This is a genomic window from Psychrobacter sp. Choline-02u-9, assembly GCF_002836505.1.
Lineage (GTDB): Bacteria > Pseudomonadota > Gammaproteobacteria > Pseudomonadales > Moraxellaceae > Psychrobacter.
The window spans coordinates 61,162-81,348 of the sequence record NZ_PJBF01000055.1 but is presented as its reverse complement, the minus strand read 5'-3'; the positions used below and the strand labels follow the sequence as shown (position 1 = coordinate 81,348).

Genomic DNA, 20,187 nt, shown 5'->3' with positions numbered 1-20,187 from the left:
TTGAACCTAGTTCCAATAAGTTTAACTCAATAAAAACAGGAGGAGAGAAGACATGAAGCTGCGTGGTAGGTTTTTAATGCTGGCAGGTATAGGGTTGTCAGCGATTATCAGTGTGACTGGCTGTGGTAGCGAACCACAACAAGATACCTTGCCCGCTGGTAGCACAGTGGTCGCACTTGGCGACTCATTAACCTATGGTTACGGCGCAAATCCTAAAACAGCATATCCTACGGTGCTAGCAGAGCTAAGCAAATGGAACGTCGTTAATGCGGGGGTCAATGGTGATACATCTGCAGATGTGCTTACTCGAGTGAATGAGATCATTGAGCAAAACCCTGATTTGGTTTTACTGGGTGTGGGTGGTAATGATGTATTGCAGCGGATTGCACCTGATACCACGCGGGCTAATATCGTCGCGACTATAGATACCTTACAATCCAACAATATTGACGTTGTCCTAATCGCTGAGCCGTATCTCAGTACCAGTGCTTTGTTTGGCAAGGCAAGTGATAATCCACTGTATGAAGATATTGCGGAAGCTGAAGGCATACCTCTGTATTCTGATGGCTGGTCAACTGTACTGTCAGATGAGGCTTTAAAGTCTGATAAAATTCATGCCAATGCTGCGGGCTACAGACAGTTCGCTGAAGGGTTGCATGATTATCTAAAAGACGAAGGTTGGGTGCATTAAACCGCAATGTAAACTACAGCTTTTAAGTTTAAAGATTATGAGTAAGGTGTATGTCTGTAGTCAGTATATAAAGCAAAAAAAGCAGAGAGTTTATTGGCAAGGCTCTCTGCTTTTTAATTTTCATTTTTCTAATGACAAATAGTCGATAAATTTTATAGCCAGTTTTATAGCCTAGTCTTTTTCACTGTCACCCATAACTACTACCAAACCTTCATCAGCGGCTATCTTACCTTCGCAGATATCTTTATAAACCTCCAGTAAACCTTTAACTCCATCAAGCTCTTGAATCTTTAACCACGCACTAGTTTTTGCGGTGCTATTCATGATGTAGTGTATAGAGCGTTTATTGAACTCTTCAGGGCCCCATTCTTTCATACGTTGCTGTACATGACTGGGCGCAAAAAACTGCTGGCTACGTTCTTGAATGATACCTTCGGCATGACGTGGCTCGTCCCAGTGCGTAAGGCCGACATTGCTGGTATAGCGCATGTTATCGCCTAAGTGTCTATGTAAACGGCTGAGCACGTCAGTGTTGGCCGACATATCTACAATAACTGTCGGCTTAGTTGCATCAATCTGCTCAAGGGTGTCATAGCTAAGCACACTGTCATAAGCGTCAATTGACTGAACAAAATCTACATGACGGTTTGATGTGAGGCCGATAACGTGCGGCGCGTCTTTATCATCAGCGAGGCCATAGGCTAGGCCGATACTGGTTTTACTAGAGGCACTGATAATCAACACTTGCTCTGCACCAAACCAATCATTACCCTTCAATAGATCATGTAAGCAAAATGAGGTCAGGTGCAATACGAACAACAGCATACGCTGATCGTCATGAGCGCGGTCATAGCCTCGTTCATGATTGACGCGCTGGTATAAATTATAACCGGGTGGTAGCTCGGCACGATGGACACTACCATCAAGTAAACTGGTTTGGGTGTTATGATTAATTCATTGGCGGGCGGGAAGTAACCGAATAAGCGCTCACCGATAGGTAGTGCATCACTATTGGACTCAACAACATCGCCAAAACCCCATACTGGAATAATACCCCATTTTTCAGGCTCGTCACCATTTGGCGGAAAAAACTGCCAATAGCGTAATTGGTCGCCCATGACTGCATAAGTAATATTATTGGCAGTAAAAGCAAAGCGATCAACTTTGACACGTACTTCGCCATCGCCAAGAGTGTGTATAGGCGTCTCTTGCAGGCGAGCTTGAGTTAGGTTTGCTTTATTAGTCTGAAATTCTTGCATGGTTATTTCCTTTTTTATTTTACTTTATGGTCATCAGGTTAAGCATTAGCAGTTTTGGCTTGACGCGCTGCTGTTATTTGCATGATTTCACCCATGAGTTTAGGCATGTTTGCAGCGGCTTTTGGTCCTGCTTCTTTTAGGCGCTTAAGAATAGCAAGCTCTTCAGGCGGGGTGTCTTCGCTGGCTCGTACCAATTTGGTGAAGCCGTCTAAGCGATTATTAATCATCCATTCACGTAGCACAGGCTCCTTTGACCAACGCATCTGATTCTGCATTTGTTTAACAAGGCCAACCAAAAAGTCCGTATCATGATTTGGAATTGGCACCACTTGGCACAACTCATTTTTGATAGTTTCATCATCATAATTAGCCTCGATGTGGGCAATGAAAGCGGCACTAAATATAGGCTGATAGGTACGTACGGTTTGCACCACTACGGTATCACCTTTGAACACATCGTACGTCTCTGTCACTGGTACTGCCTGTGCTGAGCAATCGATATGCATGGTATTAGGAGTGGTCGCAATGCTGTCCTCACCGAAATAAATTTTGTCAGTATCTAAGCGAGTCACGCGCCCTTTACGTACAATGTTTTTAACACGGCGTAACTGCTTGAGCTCTTCACTGCTAATGGTAGCACCATGGAACATTTTCGGGCGTACATTTGGATCAAGACGCATTAATACGCCACCTTTTTCTAATCGATTAAACAGGTCTTCGATGTTTTCTGCCTCAGCAATCGCTTCTGCTTGAGTAGCCTGTGCTCCAATAGTATGGGTGAAAAAATCACGAGAGGGTTGGGTGTTTTTGCGATCGAGCAGCCAAGCATCTCTTGGCATAATCCATGTAATATGATCTGGGTCAATTTGGTTTTCTAGTAACCATAAAACCGCGTCAATACCTGTTTTACCACCACCGATAATCACGTAACCGTCACGAGGTTTACTTAAACTCGGTAAATCATTTAGCGGGCCAAACTTAACACCTTTAGCAATCTCAAAGTTTGGGGTATGGGTCGCTGGTACTGAGGTTTTGAAGTAAGTACCGTCAATGATTTTCTTATTGACCTTAACCTCATAGCTAGTATCAGACAGCAACGATGAAAACTTGCCGTCGCCTTTGTACTCACACATCGGGAAGTATTTCACGCGGCCACTTGGTAAAAACGTGTGCTTCATGACTTTATCAAAGTACGCCATGACTTCTGCGCCTGACGCCAGCTCGGACAAGCCTTTATTTAAACCAATTTTATCAATCATACCGCCGCAAAGCTCACGTGAGCTAACGCCATAAAAAGACGACGGCTGATGTAAGGTGACAAACGAATAGGCATCGTTCCAATGACCACCTGGCTTATGATGTTTATCGACGATAATAATATTAGCATCGGTCTCTGTAAGCAGCACATCGGCAAAAGCCATGCCCACCGCGCCACTACCAATGATTAGATAATCCGTTTCTAGCTATTGAATACTCATAGCGTCCTTACTCTTAAGTTGAGTTTCTATCAACACAATCAATTCATAATCGTTTGTGCATAACAGTGTTATATACTAGAATAACACTGTTATAATTGTCAAGATATAGTGAGAATCTAATGGATGCTAGAACCAAAATACTAAACGCCGCATCTGAGCTTTTCTTAGAAGGGGGCGGAGATGCCTTAAGTGTACGCGCTATATCCAAGCGGGCAGGACTGTCCACCATCGGTATATACAGTCACTTCCAAGGTAAGCAAGGCATACTAGATGCGCTGTACATAGAAGGATTTAACCTAGTCCGTGAAGCTATGGATGTCATTCCAGAAGGCAAGGCAAGCAAAGAGCAAGTGCTAGAGGCGTGCCTAGGGTATCTCAATGTAGGCGAGCAACACGAGGCACACTATCGGCTGATTTTTGGGGAATCTGATGCAGGATATCAGCCCTCTGAAGAAGCAGTTGCAGCCAGAGACAGTGCATTTTCAAAACTGGTACGGGTGGCTGGCTCGTATCTACCAGATGGTGCGACTATTGAGGAGCGCAGACAAATAGCGCTAGATATTTGGGCAATCGTACATGGGTACGTGAGTATCAGTCACCACATGGTGTTTACTGATGATATAAATTTGGACTGGAAATCAATGGCGCTACGAGTGGTAGAAGTGCAGTTAGATGCCATAAAGTCTTCTTAGTAACGATATTGGCATATTTGTGGCAAGTGAGTGCATGCTAGGCTGAGTTATTTCAATATCGTAAGGTTTAAGGATAGCAAATTATGTTTGGCATCATAAAAGACTGGCGTGAACAGCGCATACTAGACAACAGTGAATTTACTCAGGCTGACTGGATGCAAGCGGCTGAGCGTATCGTGATACTTGATAGATTAAATGTTGACGAGATGAAACATTTATTTGAGTTAGCAACATTATTTTTAGCTGATAAATCTATCACTGGTGCACAAGGCTTTGAAATTACGAATGCTGTCAGACAGTCGATTGCACTGCAAGCGTGTTTGCCGATCTTAAACTTAGGCCTTGATTGGTATGCTGGTTGGTCATCCATCATCATTTATCCTGGCTCGTACAAAAGTAACAGTACCACGGTAGATGAGTTTGGTATCGTCCACGAAGGCAGTCAACACCGTAGCGGAGAAGCATGGCTGAGAGGGCCTGTTATTCTTTCATGGAGAGATGCCAAGCACTCAGGCGAACGTGACGGGCATAACGTTGTCATTCATGAGTTTGTTCATAAGCTCGATATGATGAATGGCCGTGCCAATGGCTTTCCGCCCATGCAACCTAATATGAATCCTGCAAACTGGACACAGATTATGAGCCGCGATTTTGAGGACTTTCAGACACATCGTAAGTCAGGTCTAGATCGTTATGGAGCGACGAATCCTGCTGAGTTTTTTGCGGTTCTGAGTGAAGTATTTTTTGAAACGCCGCAAAAGCTGGTTGATGCTTATCCTGATATTTATCATATTATGGTGAAATTCTTTCGTCAGACGCCGTTATAAGTGATATTTATGGAGATTGTGATAGTAAGTTGTATTCAAGACAGCATAATCATATTGGAATTGGGGAAGCTGAGGTGATTAACACTATAAGTGATAATGTGGCAAAAGTAGAAATCTATGAAAGTGCTGATGGAAAGGCACGAGTAGATGTACATTTTGAGCAAGAGACTGTCTGGCTGTCACAAGCACAAATGACTGTGTTGTTTGGTCATGATCAATCAGTAATTTCTCGTCATATCGCCAATGCCATAAAAGATGAAGAAATCGCTGAAAAAAGCAATATGCAAAAAATGCATATTGCAAATTCTGATCGCCCGGTGACTTTTTATGATTTAGATGTGATTATATCAGTAGGCTATCGCATCAAATCTCCTCAAGGCGTGCAATTTAGACGTTGGGCAACGCAGCGGCGCTTTTTTGTTCGTGGATTTTTTACACTGTAATCATCGACTGCTGAATGATAAAGGCGACATGGTCATCAATAATACCGGGCTTGCGGCATTGACCTTATTGGTCGCTGAGTCTGACCCCAATCAAAAAAAATTTGATCAAATTGATTATGAATATGTTGTCATTAGAAGGGCAATAAACAAGCTTGTCATTAAAAACTATACCAAAGACCATATAGTACAAGCCGCTATATATATTTATTTGAATATATATAGCATTTATAACCAGATAGAGCAGGTTGCCAATTTAAACAAGCCTTATAAAAGTTGTCGGGCAATCTTTCTCTACACCTTAAACCGTCCATTGATCATTGATAATCGCCACTAGGTAACGCTTGCCTTGATACTCATCAAATACCAAGCGTAGTACCCGCCAGTCCATACCATCATACTCATCCGTGCCTTTATAATAAAATTCTACAACATCTGATGTTTGGTATATTTCTTTTAAATTATTGATAGAATTACCATTATTTTTGAATTCATTGACATTGATACTAGCATTATTGAACTTTTTGCCATCCACCCAAGTATCCAGATAAGCAGGCAACGGCGTGACCAATAGATCGCCAGTACCGTCTTTTTCGCCCCAAGTAAATTGAATGTTAGACTGCTGTAAATACTGTGCAAATTGCCCGCGGCTAAGAACCTTATCTGACTCAGGCCGTACATAAGCGTACATCGAAAAACGAACGCCACGTGTTGGATGGATATCATTAGTGATTCTAGAAAAGTCCTTATTTGCCAGTGCGCGCTGTATACGTAACGCTTGCTGCCTAAGGGTTTGCTGGCTGATATCAGCATTACTAGGTGTTGATGAGCTACTGGTTGGCTGAGATACAATGGCTTCACTGGACTCAGAAGCAGACTGACAACCCGTAGCAGCTAGCGTGAATAACAGAAGGCTGCTAGAGACTAATGTTGCAGATTTTTCCTTAAAAAAAGCAGGTAATGTCATCATAAAATTATCCTTAGCACAGTTATTAGCGAAAGAAACATCACTATAAATTGTCATGGGAACTGGTAAAAAATACCATAAAAGCGCTATGTAATCGATATTTTAGTAAGTAAACCTGAATGATACGATAATACAGCAGAGTCCGAATATAGGTATGATGTAATAGTCGGTAACACTTATAGGACAAAAGCTCGCAGAGAATAAAATGCCAACATATAAATCGCTGACATTACTATTAACCATAGGACTGATGCCTGTCGGTCACGCTATAGCGGATGTATCAAAAGTAGATCAGAAACAAAATGCCATGGCTAATATGAAGATTGCGACCATCACGAAAATGTACCAACAAGATATTGATGATCAAGGTATGAGTAATCCTGTAGTGCTGCAGCAATACGCTGATGCTGACTTGCAAGCAGCGATGCAACTTGAGCAAGCGTATTTTGATAAAACTCAGACGTCCTGCAATATAGATTACGATGTGCTTTGGAGCTCGCAAGATCCTGACTATACGCAAGACAAGAAGTTTTCAATAACTGCTCAAGGATTGGTTCAGGTTAGCTTGGCACAAGGTAGCGATGTTTATTATGAGCTGTCATGTGATGACAATGATAAAAATTGCCAAGTCGCAGACGTGGTTTTAAATCAGGATGGCAAAACTTTGCGTCAGCATTTACTTGAAAATTGTCGTTAGTAAAACTCTATAACTAATATTAAATCTGATATAAGGCATAAGAATGACATGGTGTAAATGGTTTTACGCTTAGCTACTAAAACCGCTAGTTTGTTTTCGTATAATGTATATTATGTTAAATAAAGTCTATTAGGTCGTAGGTTTAAGCCTTACTAACTATAGAATCATGACGATCATACATTTCTGATACTGCTAGGTATAAACATCCTACCAAACTATTTAGCTCTCACCGACTAACTCTGTCCTGTTAATTCAACCGAATCTTTTGGATGATAGTTCACGCTTGATCAGTTTTACTTCTAAACATCTCTGACAGGTATATTATTACGTCAATCATTTAACGTTTTATTAGACGTTAAGGTTTGAATGCTCTGTATGACTGGTTATTAATATTTTATGATTTGCGATAATACGAATGGCTACATCCAAACCCATCATTAGCTTTTTCTTCGATATGATCATGGCTATTCGTCTGCGATAGCTTATTTATTATCCGTGTCCACCGGCTAAGTCTTTAATATAGATATGCTAATAGCCTATTTTTGATAACCATCATTTGTGTGGCTAGACATCGCTCAATATCACCAACCTATATCTAATTGCAAAAAATCAGCCAGACGTTGTAACTCCTTCGAATATTTCCAATCTTATCTAGTCTTTAAACGCTATACCTAAGTCATTACGTATAACCTTGTAAATTTAAATCATAGACAGACTGTTAAATCATTAGAACTGACTCTGCTTATTCTTGTAGAGCGATGAATTTTATCTACCCACAAACAGCCGTCCTCTGTTTATTGTTATCAAGCCATTTTTAAGATGAATGAGCTATCTATTGATATTTTTTAATATATTCAGCCTTTCGTTATATATTTTCTATAAACCACTCAAAATTGGTACATTCCAAATTTGCACAGAACAGTACTATAACCCTGATTTTTATATTCTGTGCGAGTACAGGAGCATGTGTTTTGTAGAGAATATGCTCAACTCCTTGCCGAATCAATCATGGATACCATAATCGCATTTAACTATGTATCGAAATAACTGGTAGAAATGCCGTGTAACCCTCTCAGCGTATGGCCTACTCAATATTTGGCCACTATGCTATAATTATTCCCAAGTGAACCTTGGGGATAATTACGTCTTAAGAGCCATTACCTAAAAGGATTTACTAATAATACTAACGAATACCAGCGTCCATGACAGTGTCCAATACTTCTATATTTTTCTACAGAAGAGACTTTTTATAAGTTATTAATCATAAACCTATCATAAACCTTAATTATCATATGACGGATATACATTATGGCTATCGACACTGCAAACGATATCAACAAGCTCGAATGCCGAGACAAAGATTATTCTGTCAGCGTCTCGGGTGTGGCTGGCTTAAGTCTTCGTATTTATCCAAATGGCAAAAAGGAATACTACTTACGTTATTCCCATCCGCATATCGAGGGCAAACGCCCTAGGATGATGTTGGGTAAGATTGAGGATGTCAGTCTCCATGAGGTTAAGTATAAAGCAGACACCATACTTAACATCGTCGCAAACGGCTCTGACCCTAAATCTATCCAGCAAAAAGAGCAAACCAATAAATATACTCACCTAAAAAATGCACCATTTTCTGACGTTGCTCAAGCATGGCGAGAACACAAAACAGCAGGTCGCAATCAAAGTAAATCTAAAAAACCGTCATACAGTGAGTCAACCCTTAAGTTTTGGGATTTATGTCTCGGATACATGTGTCGTGAAATTGGCGACTTGAGAATGAACGATATCACCAGTGAGATGATACTAAGCGTGTGTGAGTCGATTCAAAACAATGAAAATCAAGCAACTTTCGTTGGTGCTAGCACTCGTTTGTATACTGAAAAGGTATTTTCATTCGCTGTTGCTCGAGGGTTGTGCGATAGAAATGTAGCTGTCGATACCCGTGGTGAGCTTGCACCTGCCAATTCAGGCAATCACTTGCCAGCCATCACCAAACCAGATCAATTTGCGACGCTTCTAAAGGATATGTCCACTTTTAAAGGTGCAAGTAAGATTACATTAGAGGCAATGAACTTATTACCTTATGTGTTTGTACGTAGTATCGATCTGCGCTCGATGCGTTGGGATGACATCGATTGGGATACTAATACATGGGCATTCTCCCCGACTAAGGGCGAAGGTCGTGACGATATGGTCTCGCACTTAGTTGTTCCCTTAGCCACGCAAGTAATTTCGCGATTACGAAACATCCAGTCAATTACAGGATATAAAGAGCATGTATTTGCCTCGATGCGCGGTTCAAGCAATGCTTATATTAGTAAAGCGACGTTGGTACAGATATTCCACCGACTTGGATATAAAGACGTGCAATGTGCGCATGGATTTCGAGCATCTGCTAAAACCTTGCTTATGGAACAGCCTGAGCTACGCTATTCTGACATCGTCACAGAATTACAGCTAGGTCACAGGATAAAAGACACACATGGCGGAGCTTACAACAGGCTTGATGAAATCGACACCAGGGTACAGATGATGCAAGATTGGGCAGATTATATAGATGAGCTTCGGAGTCGTTAGAGAGTTATTTTAAAATCAAAAACCATATTTTTTGCTTTTATTTATGCTTCTTTGAAATGTATTCTACGGAAGTTCACAGGAGACATCCCAGTAAACTGCTTAAACTGTCGACTAAAGGCACTATGATCACCGTATCCACAGTTTAAGGAGACTTGAGTTACTGTTAGCTTATGATTCGCTAATAATCGAATGGCATGCTCTAGACGGATTTTTTGTACAAACTGAATGGGTGACATATTCAGTACTGCTTTGAAGGTACGCTCCAATTGCGATTGACTAAGATTTGCCAATTTCGCCAATTCACCAATATTAATTTTTTGATCAAGATTGTCTCGTACGTATTGATCTACGCTTGCCAATCGAGCGTGTTTGCGTAATATCCGCTCGTTATCTTCATCAATATCTATTGATATACCTACCATCGCTACAATATGATTTTCTACATCATAGACGGGGATTTTTTGCGTGATACACCATCCCAGCTGTCCTGATGCATAACTATGAAGTTCTAACTTATCAACAATCTCCCTGCCTTCCTTTAACACTCTCAGATCCTGATTGAGATAATCCTTGCCCTGAGACTCCAGAAAGACTTGCTCTGTAGTCAGTCCTATTAGTGCTTTTTTGTTTTTAAGCCCGCTGCGTCTAATGAGCGTTTTACTGACTAATCGATAGCATGCTTGGTCATCTTTAACAAAAAACACCACATTTTTCATAGTGTCAAACAAAGGCATCAATAATGATATATTGCCAACAAACTCATCAAAATTGGCTGGTTGATAAGTCTGTAGGTGTTTTGACAGTTGTTCTGTAGGTGTTTCTAATACTAACGGCCGCATCGGTATATTCCCATATAGCATCTCAAGCTTGTCGTTGAGCTTTTCAGGTATTTTAGGGTGCTACACAATATTTATACTCCTAAATATCCTTATAACCTGTGCAGAAATGCGCATTTATTCATATAAAAACATCAAGACTGCTTTTCTGAAAAACGTCATTCTATATTTACGCTTTGTTCATTTATGAATAATGCTAACAGTATATTAACTCACGGATGAATCAGGTAGGCAGTCATGTTTGATACGCTTTTCACTCTTAAGATTATTGATTCGCATACTGGCGGTGAACCTACTCGTATGGTGTATGAAGGATTTCCTGAGCTTAGTGGGCAATCTATTCAAGAAAAACTTCAAGACTTCAAACAGAATTTCGATCATTTACGTCAAAGTATTATCCTAGAACCTCGTGGTAATGATGTGCTTGTCGGAGCGCTTTTGTGCCCGCCTTCTGATCCTCGTGCCACGGCTGGCGTGATCTTCTTTAATAATCATGGCTATTTAGGTATGTGTGGCCATGGCACTATCGGCGTTATTGCATCTCTAGCTTATCAACAAAAGATAACCGCTGGTGATCACTATCTAGAAACAAGCGTAGGCCTAGTTAAAGCAACCTTGCATGATGATGGTAGTTGTAGCGTCCAAAATGTCCCCTCTTATCGCTACCAAAAACAAGTAGAAGTTCAAGTACCCAATATCGGTCCTATCTATGGAGATATTGCTTGGGGTGGTAATTGGTTTTTCTTAGTCAACGATCATAAGCAAGCTATTGAAGCCAATAATGTTGAGGCGCTTACTCAATTTAGCATACAGATTAAGGAAGCACTTCATAAGTCTGGAATTATGGGTGCTAACAATGGCGAAATTGATCATATAGAACTGTTTGGCAAGAGCGATCTCACCGGCACTAACAGCAAAAACTTCGTATTATGCCCTGGATCTGCCTACGATCGCTCTCCTTGTGGTACTGGAACCAGTGCCAAATTGGCTTGCTTAGCCGCCGACAATGTACTCGCACCTGGTGAGACTTGGTATCAGCAAAGCATCATTGGCAGTGTCTTTAGTGCCAGCTATCAGCCTATTGATGTGCTTAGTAATCATAACCCTCTTCATAACCACCCTATCAATACTATTATCCCCACGATCCGAGGGTACGCCTACGTATGTGCAGAGACCTCTCTCATCGTTCAAGACAGCGATCCATTCAAATGGGGTATTTCTTTATAAATACCCGTTTGTATGGCTTCTAGAACGCAACCAATCACTGCTCAGTAAGGTCAGAAAAGCGAGAGTCTCATGGACACACAAGTGTTTGATATACATATTATCGGTGGTGGCATTATCGGGCTATGTGCTGCGGTTACCCTACAGTCTCGCGGGGTAAAAGTTGCGATTTTGGAAGCCGATAAAATCGGTCGCGGTGCAACTTATGGTAACGCAGGTCACATTGCCACTGAACAGGTTTTCCCTATTGCTGATGCCAGTATCCTACGACATGTTCCTGCCATGCTACTCAACCCTGAAGGGCCTCTGCGGATAGATTGGCGCTACCTTCCACGCTTAGCACCATGGGCATTCAAGTTATTACTTAATATGCGTACCGAACCATTTGCACGTAGTCACCAAGCGCTTTTGGCATTAAATGCACAGAGCCTTCAAGCTTGGCAAGATTTTGCCAAAGAGTGGCAGTTACATTCTTGGGTGCAAATACAAGGCTCTGTATTAACTGCAGAGACGCCCAACAGTCTAAAAGTGCTGACTGAACATGGTCAACGCTTAAATAGTTTAGGGGTTTCTAACAACCTACTCTCACAGTCAGCACTGACAGATCTTGAGCCTGCGTTAAAAGACAATCAACTGGGTGCTTTGTTTTTTCCAGAGACAGGGCATATCACCAATATAGAAGCCATTACCCATAAATTAAGCACTATTTTTAGATCGCTTGGTGGTCAAATTTATGAAAACTGCCGTGTTCTGAGCGCGGAAGTAATAACTGATGGTATTCGTTTGACGACGACACAAAAGCAGCTTCATGCCAGCAAAATTATGCTCGCCGCAGGAGCTCATTCCAAAGCCTTAGCCAAACAGCTAACAGGCGTCTCAGTACCAATGGATACAGAGCGAGGCTATCACCTGATGCTTCCTAACGAAAGTCAGCGTCTCAACATCCCTATTTCTAGCATGGATCGCCGCTTTATTATGACACCAATGGAGAAAGGGCTGCGCTTGGCTGGCACTGTTGAGTATGCAGGACTTGAGGCGCCAGCAAACATGAACCGTGCGAATATGCTGTTGAAACAAGCTCAAGCAATGCTAAAGGCCCCACTAGATAGTGACAGCAATACGCAATGGATGGGGTTTAGACCTTCTACAGCAGACTCGCTACCCATCATAGATAAACATAACTCAGTCTTTTTAAACTTTGGTCATCAGCATCTAGGTCTGACCCAAGCTGTGGTAAGCGCACAGATGATCGCGGCTTTGTATTTTGTCGATACTGCCATGGTAGATCCTACTGCCTATCGTCTAAATCGCTTCAAACGTAAGTCTTTTAAATAATAATCGAACATCTTATCTCTATGACAATTCATAGAACCAACAACGTCGCTAATAGCTCATGGCTTACTAACGGCTTTTACTTCCAAATAAGGATATTTATATGAACATTCATGGCGTTTTAGTCCCTATCGTTACTCCTTTCGATGTTAATGGAGATATTGATACTCAAAAGTTAACCGAACTGGTCAATGTATTCATAGAAAAAGGCGTTACCGGAATCGTAGCTTGCGGTACAACGGGGGAATACTACACGTTCTCGCCTGCAGAGCGTGAGCTGGTTTTGACCACTATCGCTGACGCTGCCAAAGGCAAAGTCACTCTAATTGCAGGTATCAACAGTTTATCGACCAATCATTCTATCGAACTTGCTCACCAAGCCAAAAACTTGGGCTACGACGGCTTAATGTTATCAGCCAATCCGTATAGCCTACCAGACCAAGACGGTATTATTGCGCATTTTGAAACCGTCGCTGATGCCACTGACTTACCTATCATTATGTACAATTTTCCAGCACGCGTCGGTGTAAGCATTGAGTTTGAAACCGTCGCGCATTTATCCAAACATCCCAATATTGTAGGTGTCAAAGAAAGCAGCGGCGATTTTAGCCATGCATTACGTATGCTACAGGCTGATTTTGAAAACTTTGAAGTGGTTTGTGGTTGTGACGACCAACCAGTAGATTTCTTCTTTTGGGGTGCTAAGAGCTGGATCGCTGGTGCGGCTAACGTATTTCCAGCAGAACAAGTCGCATTGTTTGAAGCCACACAAAAAGGCGATTGGAACCATGCTAAGGAGCTGATGACAGCCATGTATCCTGCTATCCACTCTATGGAGTCTGGAAACTATAACCAAAAAGCCAAAGCAGGCTGCATTAACGGGAGCATCAATATTGGGTCAGTACGACTACCTTTGACTGATATGTCAAAAGAAGAGACTCAGTCATTTTTAGCACTTCTGTCTTGATACATCGCACCATTCTTATCATTCCTACCATTGTATAGAAAAGGACAATCTAATGAGTATGACCACAGCGCAAGTCTTCGAACTCGCCAGCAACCAACAGCTTTGGGCAGGCCATTTAATAGATACCACAGCACCAGTATCCGAGACAACACTCCCTAACTACAGCCCTATTGATAATACCTGTATAGGTAGCATTGCTAATGGAAGTCAGCAAGATGTTAATACAGCGGTAACGGCAGCCCGAGATGCTTTTGAACATGGTAAGTGGCGACGGATGTCTCCTGCAGAGCGCAAAGCTATCATGCAGCGTTGGTGTCAGTTAATGCATGAGCATATGGATGAGTTAGCTGCCTTAGATTGCGTCGATGCAGGCAAGCCTATTACGGAATGTCTCAACACTGACCTGCCCGCTACGATTGAAACCTTCGAATGGTACGCCGAAACGGCTGATAAAGTTTTTGGCAAGGTTGCTCCTACTGGAGCTGATGCGCTAGGCCTTGTGGTACAAGAGCCTATTGGTGTAGTGGGTGCAGTACTACCATGGAACTTTCCAGCACAAATGTATGCATGGAAAGTTGCACCCGCATTAATAACTGGCAACTCAGTCATTGTTAAACCTGCTGAATTGACCTCGCTCTCAGCATATCGATTAACACAATTAGCGTACGAGGCTGGCGTGCCAAAAGCGGCGTTACAGTTAGTCTGTGGGCTTGGTGAAGAAGTAGGTGCAGCACTCGGTCAGCATATGGATGTTGATATGGTTTCTTTTACAGGATCAACCGAAGTCGGTCGACTGTTTCTACAGTACTCTGCACAAAGCAATCTTAAGGAAGTCGTCTTAGAGTGTGGTGGCAAAAGCCCTCAAATCGTCTTTGCAGATGCCATTATCAATGAACAAACCATCGATCATATTTTATCCGCTGCCTTTTGGAATATGAGCGAAAACTGTAGCTGTGGTTCACGTCTACTTGTCCATTCTAGTCAAAAAGAAGCCTTATTAACACTATTAAAAGAAGGTCTTCAGTCTTGGAAGGTTGGTCATCCTTACGACCCCGAGGTCGCTATTGGCCCAATGATCGAAAAAGCGCATTTTGAGAAAGTAATATCACATCTCAATACTGCAAAAACGGAGGGTGCTCGTTTGATCGCAGGTGGACGTATCCACGATGAACTCGGTAGTGGCTGGTATATCGAGCCTACCGTCTTTGATAATGTCAGCCCAGACATGACGCTGTTTAAAGAAGAAGTTTTTGGTCCACTTTTAGCTGTCACTAGTTTTGAAACCGAAGAGGAAGCTATTCAGCTCGCCAATCAGAGTAATTATGGGCTTGCCGCTTCCTTTTATACACAAAACATCCATCGCGCATTCCGCGTGGCATCCGCTATTAAAGCTGGTACCGTCTCGATTAATGGTTTTTCTGAGGGCGATATTACGACACCTTTTGGTGGTTATAAACAATCTGGCTTCGGCGGTCGTGACAATGGCTTAGAGGCGTTGTCCCAGTATACCCAAACCAAAACTATCTGGTTGGTGAACTAAGAACTGACATTGTCCGCTATCCACGCCCAAGTCAGCATAACCAAAAACATTACAAGGAAGTAAAGTTATGGAAAATATCATCAATACTATCGTCGGGTATATTTGGAGTGACGCCCTGGTCTATCTTGCGTTAGGCGTCGGCATATATTTTACGATTATGACTCGCGCCGTACAAATCCGTTATTTCAAAGAAATGATTAGTCTGTTGTTCGACAAACAAAGCTCATCAGCTGGGATTAGCTCCTTCCAAGCTTTCTGTATGGCGCTATCAGGACGTATTGGTGTGGGTAATATCGCTGGGGTTGCAACAGCCATTGCAGCAGGTGGCCCTGGGGCAGTATTTTGGATGATTTTCATGGGTGTGTTAGGTGGTGCTAGCGCTTTTATTGAGTCTACCTTAGCGCAGGTATACAAACATAAGGTCGGTGATCAATATCGTGGCGGCTCCCCGTTCTATATTGAAAGAGGATTAAAGCTAAAACCTTTTGCTATCATCGTCGCTATCGTGACCTGTCTATCTTACGGCATGTTAGTGCCTGGTGTTCAGGCCAATACCATTGCGGACTCTTTTAATACAGCATTTAATATACCGCCCGTTGTAACAGGAGTTATCCTTGTCGTACTCTTAGGTATCATTATATTTGGTGGTGTGAAGCGTATTGCTAATTTTGCAGGAAAAGTCGTACCTGTCATGGCAATTGGTTATATCCTCATGATGGTGATTGTATTGGCATTTAACGCTCAAAATATCCCTGCAATGTTTGCACTTATCTTTAAGAGCGCTTTTGGCATGGATGCAGTGTTTGGTGGTATGGTTGGGACCGCTATCTCTTGGGGCGTACGCCGTGCTGTTTTCTCAAACGTTGCGGGTGCTGGTGAGGCGACCTTTAGCTCAGCGGCAGCCGAAGTATCACATCCTGCCAAACAAGGCTTAGTGCAAAGCTTCTCTATCTACATCGATACGGTGCTTGTCTGTACTGCAACAGCGTTGATGATTCTATCAACTGGCATGTATAACGTGGTGACCCCTGAAGGTGTAACCCTAGTTGATAATATGCCTGGTATTGAAGCTGGTACGGCATTTACCCAAGCGGCTGTCTCTACTGTCTTTAACCAGTATGGAAGTGGTTTTGTTGCGATTGCTATTTTTTTATTCGCCTTCACCTGCTTGGTTGCTTATTACTATATCGCCGAAACTACGTTGGTCTATTTGGACAATAAACTGCGCTACCCCATTCTCAAGCATGTACTCAAACTGGTATTTTTAATCGTTTGTTTCACTGGTAGTGTTCAGTCAATCGGTATGATGTGGGCGTTAGGTGATATAGGGTTTGGCAGTATGTGCTACCTGAATTTCATTGCCATTTTACTGCTAAGTAAAGTTGCTCTAAAAGTTCTAAAAGACTACGACGAGCAGATGAAATTAGGTATAAACCCTGTCTTTGACCCTAGAAAGGCTGGAGTGGATAATGCGGACTTTTGGATAGAATATAGCAATGAGCATGGTCATAAAAAATCGCTTTAATAATAGTGCATTAGAGGTCTGCTAATATCTACTAGTAAAAAAGTTGCTATCAACATCAAGCAGGCCTCACCTATTTATGTTAAATTGCAAAAAACCATAAGGATATTACGTATAAGATAACCATAGTATTGTATCCACTCATTTGATAGGAAGGTTGAAGATGACACTAGATAACAACGTACTACGTAAACGCACCAGCTTGTTGGGTTCATTATTAGGCGATGCTATTTCTCGCCAATCTGGTGAGCACACGCTAGATACGATTGAGACACTGCGTAAAGGCTTTATTCAGCAGCGTCGTGAGCCGAATGAGGCACATAAACAGCAGCTTATCGATTTTATTGCTTCTTTGGACAATCAAACCTTAAAAAACGTCATACGCGGCTTTTCTATCTATTTTTTCCTAGCCAATCTAAGCGAAGAGAATTACTTGCGTGAGCAGCGTCATGCGCAGCGTATGCAGTCCGAGCAAAGCTGGGAAGGATCATTTCGTCGTACCTTACTTGAGTGTCGTGAGCGCAATATTGAGCCTGCTCAAATGCAAGAGCTGATTGATCAGCTAAAGTTTACACCTGTATTTACGGCGCATCCTACCGAAGCGCGTCGCCGTACTACGATGAATATCTTACAAAGTCTATTCACACATAGTGATGCTTTAAACAACGTGACCGAAAACAGCTTCGCCTACGAGCAAGCAAAAGAACAAACGGCGCAAACGATTGATCTATTATGGTCGTCTGACGAAGTGCGCACCCGTAAGCCGTTGGTATATGATGAGATTAACAATGGCTTGCATTACTTTAATGCCAGTTTGTTCAATGCCATTCCTAAAGTGTATCGTAATATCAAAAAAGCCATTGTCGACATCTATCCAGAGCTCACAGACTATCCACTGCCTGCATTTATGAGCTTTGGTTCATGGATTGGTGGTGATAGAGATGGCAATCCTTTTGTGACTTTTGAGACCACAGAACTTGCTGTATTGATGCATGCTGATACCGTGCTGCGTCACTATCAAGTGCTACTCAAAAAACTGCGCCGACAGCTGATTCATAGTGACACCATTGTCACCGTTTCACCTGACGTATATGCCAAAATCAAAAGTTATGATGAGCTCGATCAACGTGTGTTTGACTATAACCTCGATGACTATGGCAATGAGCCATATCGTCGCCTGCTCTCTATCATTCTGACTAAAGTCAAAGCCACCAATCGCCGTATCCAAAGCAAAGGCACGGACATCGAAGCTGAAAAAGATGCCTATGCCAATCCAGAAGAATTACTAGAAGACCTACGCATTATCCGTCAAAGTGTCAATACACACGATACAGCACACGCAGAAGGATTACTACTAGATGTCATTCGTTTGGTCAAAACTTGCGGCTTTCATTTGGCGGCGCTCGATATCCGTCAAGAGTCGTCATACCATGGCGAAGTGATTGCCGATATCTTTGCTAGTGCCTCCAACCTGCCTGATTATCAGACGTTAAGCGAAACCGAACGTCAAGAGTGGCTCACACGCTTGCTAGAAAAACCTGGCACGCCGCTCATTTATACTGACAACCTGACAGACAAAACGCGTGAGCAATTGTCACTGATGAATTCGGTCGCTACTCTACGCAAACTGGTGGGACAGGCTACTTTTGGTAGCTATGTGATCTCGATGACCAATAACGCTAGCCAGCTACTAGAAGTATTGCTGCTAATGCGGTTTGCAGGCTTATGCAGGATTGATGACGAAGGTCAGTTGTCTGCTGACCTACCTGTCGCACCGTTATTTGAGACCATCGAAGATCTCAAAAATATCGATAAAATCTTGCCTGCCGTGTTAGATAATCCACTATATCGTGGACTGCTACGGAACACGGATAACACGCAAGAGATTATGCTAGGTTATTCAGACTCATCAAAAGACGGCGGCATTATTACCTCTGCTTGGCAGCTTTATAGTGCACAGCAAACCATTAATAACATTGCTGAGCAATATGGCATAAAAACACGCTTGTTCCATGGTCGTGGCGGCTCTGTAAGCCGTGGTGGTGGATCAACGCACAAAGCCATTGCGGCACAGCCAGCAGGCACGCTGCATGGGCAGATTAAAGTAACTGAGCAAGGTGAAGTGCTCTATGCCAAGTATGCCAATACAGATACCGCTGTATTTGAGCTGACCATGGCGATCACAGGCACACTCAAAGCCTGCTCGACAAGGTTTGTGGTACAACCGACTGAGTTGCCAGAGTATGAAGCGCTGTTTGCACGCTTAGCAGATGCAGGTGAACAACGTTATCGAGAGCTGACCGATCATACCGAAGGGTTTTATAAATTCTACTCCGAGGTCACCCCAGTACAAGAAATATCTCTGTTAAACATTGGCTCACGTCCTGCCCATCGCAAAAAAGGCCTGCCAAGTAAGACCACCTTGCGAGCGATTCCTTGGGTATTTGGCTGGTCACTGGCACGCTTTACCTTACCTGCTTGGTATGGCGTCGGTAGTGCGCTAGATAGTGTCAAAAAAGACGAAGCATTGATGAAAGAGATGAATCAGCATTGGCCTTTCTTTAGCGTATTTATCAGTAATATCGAGATGGCCTTTACCAAAGCCAATATGAATATCGCTGAGGCTTATAGCCAACTGTGTGATGATGAGCCGTTACGCGAAAAAATCATGACATCGGTCACCGATGAATACGCGCTGACCAATTCAGGATTAAACTCTCTGCTTGAGCAAGACTCTTTATTGTCCAATCAGCAGAATCTTGCTTCATCCCTGCAGTGGCGAGACGCTTATCTAGATCCTATTAACTATATCCAGATTGAGCTGTTAAAGCGTGCCAGACAACAGGACACCCCAAACGATTCGGCACATGGCGACCTTAATGTAGAAGATCCATTAATCCGTAGTATCAATGCGCTAGCTGCAGGGTTACGAAATACTGGTTAAGGTAGCTTTTCGATAATTAGCTTTCGGATAAATAAAAAGCTTATACCAATTGTCGCAAATATTAAGGCTTCGTTCGCGAAGCCTTAATATTATTCAAAACCCTTCAAAAAATATCTCGCCAGATATCAATCGCAGTTTAGTACTGCGTTTATTGATATTGCCTATTAAGTGATTCGTAATTCATTGTTTGAATAACC

At 42.5% G+C, this 20,187-nt stretch carries 15 protein-coding genes and 1 pseudogene; 12 read left to right on the top strand and 4 right to left on the bottom strand.

Features of this window, described 5'->3' with window-relative positions; all coding sequences use genetic code 11:
- Nucleotides 1-52 precede the first annotated feature (52 nt).
- The gene (locus CXF69_RS09080; protein WP_101205891.1) at nt 53-691 is read left to right on the top strand and encodes a GDSL-type esterase/lipase family protein; all 639 of its coding nucleotides are present in this window, start codon (nt 53-55) and stop codon (nt 689-691) included.
- Between the two features lie 171 nt (nt 692-862).
- Here CXF69_RS09080 and CXF69_RS09075 read toward each other — a convergent pair.
- Together CXF69_RS09075 and CXF69_RS09070 are read right to left on the bottom strand one after the other, a co-directional pair.
- Nucleotides 863-1,809: pseudogene (locus CXF69_RS09075) on the bottom strand (DUF2855 family protein).
- A 179-nt stretch (nt 1,810-1,988) separates the two neighbouring features.
- The gene (locus tag CXF69_RS09070) at nt 1,989-3,392 is read right to left on the bottom strand and encodes an NAD(P)-binding protein (RefSeq protein WP_227522956.1); all 1,404 of its coding nucleotides are present in this window, start codon (nt 3,390-3,392) and stop codon (nt 1,989-1,991) included.
- 155 nt (nt 3,393-3,547) lie between these two features.
- On the opposite strand from CXF69_RS09070, the gene CXF69_RS09065 reads away from it, so the two are divergent.
- From CXF69_RS09065 to rhuM, 3 genes are all read left to right on the top strand, one after another.
- Nucleotides 3,548-4,120, top strand: coding sequence for a TetR/AcrR family transcriptional regulator (locus CXF69_RS09065; protein ID WP_101205888.1), 573 nt, complete (start codon nt 3,548-3,550; stop codon nt 4,118-4,120).
- An 83-nt stretch (nt 4,121-4,203) separates the two neighbouring features.
- A complete protein-coding gene (locus CXF69_RS09060; protein WP_101205887.1) occupies nt 4,204-4,947 on the top strand; it encodes a M90 family metallopeptidase in 744 nt (247 codons plus the stop codon).
- 98 nt (nt 4,948-5,045) lie between these two features.
- Complete coding sequence (rhuM, locus tag CXF69_RS09055; protein WP_228706767.1) at nt 5,046-5,390, top strand: RhuM family protein; 345 nt, start codon at nt 5,046-5,048, stop codon at nt 5,388-5,390.
- 298 nt (nt 5,391-5,688) lie between these two features.
- Here rhuM and CXF69_RS09050 read toward each other — a convergent pair whose 3' ends face one another.
- A complete protein-coding gene (locus CXF69_RS09050) occupies nt 5,689-6,357 on the bottom strand; it encodes a hypothetical protein (RefSeq protein ID WP_101205886.1) in 669 nt (222 codons plus the stop codon).
- 202 nt (nt 6,358-6,559) lie between these two features.
- Here CXF69_RS09050 and CXF69_RS09045 point away from each other — a divergent pair, with 202 nt between their 5' ends.
- Nucleotides 6,560-7,051: a hypothetical protein gene (locus CXF69_RS09045; RefSeq protein ID WP_227522952.1), complete on the top strand. Its 492-nt coding sequence runs from the start codon at nt 6,560-6,562 to the stop codon at nt 7,049-7,051.
- A 1,308-nt stretch (nt 7,052-8,359) separates the two neighbouring features.
- Complete coding sequence (locus tag CXF69_RS09040; RefSeq protein ID WP_102078415.1) at nt 8,360-9,625, top strand: tyrosine-type recombinase/integrase; 1,266 nt, start codon at nt 8,360-8,362, stop codon at nt 9,623-9,625.
- Nucleotides 9,626-9,666: 41 nt separating this feature from the next.
- On the opposite strand, the gene CXF69_RS09035 is transcribed toward CXF69_RS09040, so the two are convergent.
- Nucleotides 9,667-10,464 carry a helix-turn-helix domain-containing protein gene (locus CXF69_RS09035; RefSeq protein WP_102078414.1) on the bottom strand — a complete coding sequence of 266 codons (798 nt, stop codon included), beginning with the start codon at nt 10,462-10,464 and terminating at the stop codon, nt 9,667-9,669.
- A 234-nt stretch (nt 10,465-10,698) separates the two neighbouring features.
- On the opposite strand from CXF69_RS09035, the gene CXF69_RS09030 reads away from it, so the two are divergent.
- The 6 genes from CXF69_RS09030 (at nt 10,699) to ppc (ending at nt 19,990) form a co-directional block, all read left to right on the top strand.
- The gene (locus CXF69_RS09030; protein WP_102078413.1) at nt 10,699-11,688 is read left to right on the top strand and encodes a proline racemase family protein; all 990 of its coding nucleotides are present in this window, start codon (nt 10,699-10,701) and stop codon (nt 11,686-11,688) included.
- A gap of 69 nt (nt 11,689-11,757) precedes the next feature.
- Nucleotides 11,758-13,020 carry an NAD(P)/FAD-dependent oxidoreductase gene (locus CXF69_RS09025; protein ID WP_102078412.1) on the top strand — a complete coding sequence of 421 codons (1,263 nt, stop codon included), beginning with the start codon at nt 11,758-11,760 and terminating at the stop codon, nt 13,018-13,020.
- Nucleotides 13,021-13,120: 100 nt separating this feature from the next.
- A complete protein-coding gene (gene dapA, locus CXF69_RS09020) occupies nt 13,121-13,984 on the top strand; it encodes a 4-hydroxy-tetrahydrodipicolinate synthase (RefSeq protein ID WP_102078411.1) in 864 nt (287 codons plus the stop codon).
- Between the two features lie 52 nt (nt 13,985-14,036).
- A complete protein-coding gene (locus tag CXF69_RS09015) occupies nt 14,037-15,524 on the top strand; it encodes an aldehyde dehydrogenase (RefSeq protein ID WP_102078410.1) in 1,488 nt (495 codons plus the stop codon).
- A gap of 67 nt (nt 15,525-15,591) precedes the next feature.
- On the top strand, nt 15,592-17,049 hold the full coding sequence (locus CXF69_RS09010; protein ID WP_102078409.1) for an alanine/glycine:cation symporter family protein: 1,458 nt from the start codon (nt 15,592-15,594) through the stop codon (nt 17,047-17,049).
- Nucleotides 17,050-17,209: 160 nt separating this feature from the next.
- Nucleotides 17,210-19,990 carry a phosphoenolpyruvate carboxylase gene (ppc, locus tag CXF69_RS09005; protein WP_102078408.1) on the top strand — a complete coding sequence of 927 codons (2,781 nt, stop codon included), beginning with the start codon at nt 17,210-17,212 and terminating at the stop codon, nt 19,988-19,990.
- Nucleotides 19,991-20,187 lie beyond the last annotated feature (197 nt).

Bases quoted from the DNA above. Each gene is read 5' to 3' on its own strand.
- CXF69_RS09080 (WP_101205891.1), top strand. From the start codon at position 53: ATGAAGCTGCGTGGTAGGTTTTTAATGCTGGCAGGTATAGGGTTGTCA.
- CXF69_RS09065 (WP_101205888.1), top strand. From the start codon at position 3,548: ATGGATGCTAGAACCAAAATACTAAACGCCGCATCTGAGCTTTTCTTA.
- CXF69_RS09060 (WP_101205887.1), top strand. From the start codon at position 4,204: ATGTTTGGCATCATAAAAGACTGGCGTGAACAGCGCATACTAGACAAC.
- CXF69_RS09050 (WP_101205886.1), bottom strand. From the start codon at position 6,357: ATGATGACATTACCTGCTTTTTTTAAGGAAAAATCTGCAACATTAGTC.
- CXF69_RS09045 (WP_227522952.1), top strand. From the start codon at position 6,560: ATGCCAACATATAAATCGCTGACATTACTATTAACCATAGGACTGATG.
- CXF69_RS09040 (WP_102078415.1), top strand. From the start codon at position 8,360: ATGGCTATCGACACTGCAAACGATATCAACAAGCTCGAATGCCGAGAC.
- CXF69_RS09035 (WP_102078414.1), bottom strand. From the start codon at position 10,464: ATGCGGCCGTTAGTATTAGAAACACCTACAGAACAACTGTCAAAACAC.
- CXF69_RS09030 (WP_102078413.1), top strand. From the start codon at position 10,699: ATGTTTGATACGCTTTTCACTCTTAAGATTATTGATTCGCATACTGGC.
- CXF69_RS09025 (WP_102078412.1), top strand. From the start codon at position 11,758: ATGGACACACAAGTGTTTGATATACATATTATCGGTGGTGGCATTATC.
- dapA (WP_102078411.1), top strand. From the start codon at position 13,121: ATGAACATTCATGGCGTTTTAGTCCCTATCGTTACTCCTTTCGATGTT.
- CXF69_RS09015 (WP_102078410.1), top strand. From the start codon at position 14,037: ATGAGTATGACCACAGCGCAAGTCTTCGAACTCGCCAGCAACCAACAG.
- CXF69_RS09010 (WP_102078409.1), top strand. From the start codon at position 15,592: ATGGAAAATATCATCAATACTATCGTCGGGTATATTTGGAGTGACGCC.
- ppc (WP_102078408.1), top strand. From the start codon at position 17,210: ATGACACTAGATAACAACGTACTACGTAAACGCACCAGCTTGTTGGGT.